Source organism: Oleiphilus sp. HI0123 (genome assembly GCF_001635315.1).
In genome coordinates this window covers 1-4,565 of the sequence record NZ_LWGE01001066.1, presented here as the reverse complement: position 1 = coordinate 4,565, position 4,565 = coordinate 1, and the positions used below count along the sequence as shown (strand labels likewise).

The following is a 4,565-nucleotide window of genomic DNA, read 5'->3' as shown; positions in this document are numbered from 1 at the left end:
GATAGTGAGGAAAATATGGAGCAGGCTGCCGTTTCGGGGATTGCCTTTAATCGTGATGAGGCAAAATTGACCTTGGTAGGTGTGCCGGATATTCCAGGCGTTGCCTCGAAGATATTGCGCCCTATTAGTGACAAGAATATTGAAGTTGACATGATTGTACAGAATGTTGGCTTGGATAAAAAAACTGACTTTACCTTTACGGTTCATAGAAATGACTATAAAAAGGCGAAAGCGGTATTAGAAGAAGTATGTGAGAAGCTTGGTGCTGAGAGGGCTGCAGGTGATAACGATATTGCAAAAGTATCTATCGTCGGTGTAGGGATGCGGTCTCATGCAGGGGTAGCTACCAAGATGTTTGAAGCTTTGTCTGATGAAGGTATAAATATTCAGATGATTTCGACTTCGGAGATTAAGATTTCTGTTGTGATCGATGAGAAGTATCTAGAGTTGGCCGTAAGGACGCTTCATGGTGCTTTTGATCTGGCGCAGGAACATTAATTCAAGGCGAACAGTATTTTCACAATTTATAACTAAATAGAAAATGTGCAAGATTAATCCACTTAAAACTATCTTTTTGAGAAATTTCGATAATACTCTTTAAGTGCTCGTTGTTATCTCTTTTGAGGTGGCAGTAAGAAGCTTTTTTGGATGAATATTGCATAATAAAAGGAGCTAAGAATGCTTATATTGACTCGTCGAGTAGGTGAGACTTTAATGGTTGGTGATGACGTTACTGTTACCGTATTAGGTGTAAAGGGTAATCAAGTGCGTATTGGTGTGAACGCGCCTAGAGATGTCTCTGTTCATCGTGAAGAGATCTATCAGCGTATACAGAAAGAAAAGTCTGAAGCGCAGCAGTCTGACGACTAATTTGTGGTTAAAAAATACACAAGTTGATGTTTTTTAAAAAATAATTCAATGCGGTGTTGGCATTTAAAATAAATGTGTTAATATACGCCGCGTCTTGAGGAGAGATGGCCGAGAGGCTGAAGGCGCGCCCCTGCTAAGGGCGTATGGGGTAACACTCATCGAGGGTTCGAATCCCTCTCTCTCCGCCATTTAAATTAGGATGGCAGTTTTAAAGTTTAGCGGCTGTAGCTCAGCTGGATAGAGTACCTGGCTACGAACCAGGCGGTCGGAGGTTCGAATCCTCCCAGCCGCGCCACTTTAAAACATTCTTGATCAGCATCTAATGCGGCTGTAGCTCAGCTGGATAGAGTAACTGGCTTCGAACCAGTTGGTCGCAGGTTCGAATCCTGCCAGCCGTGCCATATTATTTCTCCTTTAAACCTATCTTATTTAACGCTTCTGTTAATTTAATATCCCTACTATACAGTTAAAAATTGTATTAAATCGTATTGCCTACAAACGCTAGAAAAGGTACATTACGCTCGCCTAGTAACATGTGTTACATTTGGGTGGTTTTTAGGATAATTTCCTTGTTATCAACAACAAATTGATTAGGTAGTCAGAATATGACTGATTTAATGTCTGAAGCAATAAACTTGATGTTGGTGGGTATGGGATTCGTTTTTGTATTTTTGACGATCTTAGTTTTTGCTACATCGTTCATGTCAAAAATGATTTTGAAATATGCGCCAGCACCTGAGCCTAAAGCTCCAGCTGCATCGCCAGTAACTCAAGCATCTAATGATGCGCAACTGTTAGCAGTACTCTCTGCTGCAGTAGACAAATATCGCTCAGACCACAAGAAGTGAGCGTGAATAAAATTTGAACCTTTAACAGAAGGCTTGATAGAAAATGACGGATTCGAACAAAAAACTCGGAATCACTGATGTCGTACTTCGTGATGCACATCAATCTTTATTAGCAACGCGTATGCGAATTGACGATATGCTGCCAATTGCTGAAAAGCTAGATCAGGTAGGCTATTGGTCACTTGAATCTTGGGGTGGCGCTACATTTGACTCCTGTATTCGATTTATTGGTGAAGATCCATGGGATCGTATCAGAGAATTGAAGAAAGTCATGCCTAATACTCCGCAGCAAATGTTGTTGCGAGGTCAAAATCTGTTAGGTTATAGACATTATGCTGATGACGTTGTTGATAAGTTCGTAGAGCGTGCTGTAAAAAATGGTGTTGAGGTATTCCGTGTTTTTGACGCGATGAACGACCCTCGCAACCTGGATCGTGCGCTTAAAGCTGTTAAAGCAAACGGCGGTCATGCTCAGGCAACGCTTTCCTATACAACAAGTCCTGTACATACTTTGGAAAGCTGGGTTAGCTTAGCGAAGCAGATTGAAGACTTGGGTGCAGATTCTATCGCTATTAAAGATATGGCCGGTACATTAACGCCTTATGCTGCTTCTGAGTTGGTTGGGCGTTTGAAAGCTCAGACTGATCTAGAAGTTCAATTACATGCACACGCGACTTCTGGCTTGTCAGATATGACAATTCTTAAAGCGGTTGAAGCAGGTATTGACCGTGTTGACACGGCTATTTCTTCAATGGCAATGACATACGGCCATACTGCGACTGAAAGTGTGGTTGCGGCATTGGCAGGTACTGGTCGTGATACTGGCTTGGACATGAAGCTTCTTGAAGAGATTGCTGCTTACTTCCGTAAGGTTCGTAAGAAGTACGCTAAGTTCGAAGGTTCATTGCGTGGTACTGATTCGCGAATTCTGATTGCCCAGGTTCCTGGTGGCATGTTGACCAACATGGAAAACCAGTTGAAAGAGCAGGGTGCTGCAGACAAATTTGATGCAGTGCTAGAAGAAATTCCACGTGTTCGTGAAGATCTTGGTCATATTCCTCTTGTAACACCTACTTCTCAGATTGTTGGAACCCAAGCGGTTCTGAACGTATTGACTGGCGAGCGCTATAAATCAATCTCTAAAGAGACTGCGGGTATTCTTAAAGGTGAATACGGTGCGGCTCCAGCTCCTTATAATAAAGAGCTACAGGATCGCGTTTTAGATGGTGGTGAAGCAATTACTTGCCGACCAGGAGACTTGCTTGAGCCAGAAATGGACAAGTTGACTGAGGAAGTTAAGAAACTTGCTGGCGAAAAAGGTATCAAGCTTGCTGATGAGACGGTCGATGATGTTCTGACTTATGCTCTGTTCCCTCAGATTGGTCTTAAGTTCCTAGAGAATCGTGACAATGCAGATGCATTTGAGCCGGTTCCAAGTGAAGATGACGTAAAAGCGGCAGCTAAGGGTGGTAAGGAAGTTTATACCATTAACGTTAGCGGTCAGTCTTACGTTGTTGAAGTTGAGGAAGGCGGTGATATCACAGGTATGGTTCCAGTTACTGGTGGTGCTCCTTTACAGGCTTCTGGTGGTGCGCCAGCAGCGGCTGCTCCTGCGGGTGGTGGTGATCCGGTTCCAGCTCCGTTAGCAGGTAACATCTTTAAGGTTGTTGCAACGCCTGGTCAAGTTGTTCAAGAGGGTGACTTGCTGTTGATTCTTGAAGCAATGAAGATGGAAACAGAAGTACGTGCACCACGAGCGGGTACTGTTGGAACGATTAGTGTCTCTGTTGGCGACTCAGTTGCCGTTGGCGATACTTTGATGACCTTATAAGGGTAGTCTGACAATGGAAAATATACTTAATTTATGGACCGGTAGTGGTCTTTATAATATCTCTATCGGCCAGTTCTCGATGATCGTTATTTGTCTCGGTCTTCTATATATGGCTATTAAAAAAGGCTTTGAGCCTTTGTTGCTATTGCCTATTGGTATGGGCGGGATATTGGCTAATATTCCAGAGGCTGGACTTGCTTTATCGGCCGCTGAAAATGCGATACATTTTCACAAGCCTGAAGTAATGATGGCTTTGGCAGAGGTTTTGAAAGTTCCTTTTGAAGCCGGTCAGGAAATGACGCAAGAGACCTTATATGCGTTTAAAGACGCTTATAAAATGGCAGATAGTGCTACTGCCGCTGCAGCTCATAACGTTGCTAGTGATGCGGGTTACGCTAATGGCATGTTGACAAACTTCTATAACGTAGTAATTGGCTCAATGGTTGGTCCTTTGCTTATCTTTATGGGTGTTGGTGCAATGACGGACTTTGGTCCAATGCTGGCTAACCCTAAAACTATTTTGCTAGGTGCTGCTGCGCAGTTTGGTATTTTCGGTACCGTTCTAGGTGCTGCTTTCCTCACAAGTATGCAAATTGGTGGTGTTTCATTTACGATTGAAGAAGCTGCTACGATCGGTATTATCGGTGGTGCAGATGGACCTACTTCTATCTTCGTATCAAGTGTACTAGCACCGCACCTATTGGGCGCGATTGCTGTCGCAGCTTATTCGTATATGGCGCTTGTTCCTGTTATTCAGCCTCCTATTATGAATGCTTTGACTACTCCTGAAGAGCGTAAGATTGAGATGGTTCAGCTTCGTACAGTTAATCAATTGGAAAAAATTCTTTTCCCGATTATTGTATTGATTCTGGTTGCACTTTGTCTTCCTGATGCTGCGCCTCTTTTGGGTATGTTCTGTCTTGGTAACTTGATGAAAGAGTCGGGCGTTGTGGACCGTCTTTCTGATACAGCCCAGAATGCTTTGATTAACATCGTAACTATTTTCTTAGGCCTTT

The 4,565-nt window shown here is 43.2% G+C and carries 5 protein-coding genes and 3 tRNA genes; all 8 read left to right on the top strand.

All coding sequences use genetic code 11. The features are described 5' to 3' along the window. On the top strand, positions 1-498 hold a 498-nt coding region (locus tag A3761_RS09975; RefSeq protein WP_156491782.1), incomplete at its 5' end, for an ACT domain-containing protein. A gap of 180 nt (positions 499-678) precedes the next feature. Then, positions 679-870: a carbon storage regulator CsrA gene (gene csrA, locus A3761_RS09970; RefSeq protein ID WP_068507871.1), complete on the top strand. Its 192-nt coding sequence runs from the start codon at positions 679-681 to the stop codon at positions 868-870. A gap of 98 nt (positions 871-968) precedes the next feature. Then, positions 969-1,058 (top strand) — tRNA-Ser (locus A3761_RS09965). Between the two features lie 30 nt (positions 1,059-1,088). Then, positions 1,089-1,165: transfer RNA gene (locus tag A3761_RS09960), tRNA-Arg, on the top strand. A gap of 29 nt (positions 1,166-1,194) precedes the next feature. Beyond that, a tRNA-Arg gene (locus A3761_RS09955) sits at positions 1,195-1,271 on the top strand. A gap of 204 nt (positions 1,272-1,475) precedes the next feature. Then, complete coding sequence (locus A3761_RS09950) at positions 1,476-1,718, top strand: OadG family protein (RefSeq protein WP_068507869.1); 243 nt, start codon at positions 1,476-1,478, stop codon at positions 1,716-1,718. 43 nt (positions 1,719-1,761) lie between these two features. Continuing rightward, positions 1,762-3,549, top strand: coding sequence for a sodium-extruding oxaloacetate decarboxylase subunit alpha (gene oadA, locus A3761_RS09945; protein ID WP_068507867.1), 1,788 nt, complete (start codon positions 1,762-1,764; stop codon positions 3,547-3,549). A 13-nt stretch (positions 3,550-3,562) separates the two neighbouring features. Then, positions 3,563-4,565: sodium ion-translocating decarboxylase subunit beta (locus tag A3761_RS09940; RefSeq protein ID WP_068750168.1), on the top strand; the 1,003-nt coding region annotated here is incomplete at its 3' end.

What these genes read in the sequence shown, in the direction of transcription:
- csrA (WP_068507871.1), top strand. Translation starts at nt 679, where the DNA reads ATGCTTATATTGACTCGTCGAGTAGGTGAGACTTTAATGGTTGGTGAT.
- A3761_RS09950 (WP_068507869.1), top strand. Translation starts at nt 1,476, where the DNA reads ATGACTGATTTAATGTCTGAAGCAATAAACTTGATGTTGGTGGGTATG.
- oadA (WP_068507867.1), top strand. Translation starts at nt 1,762, where the DNA reads ATGACGGATTCGAACAAAAAACTCGGAATCACTGATGTCGTACTTCGT.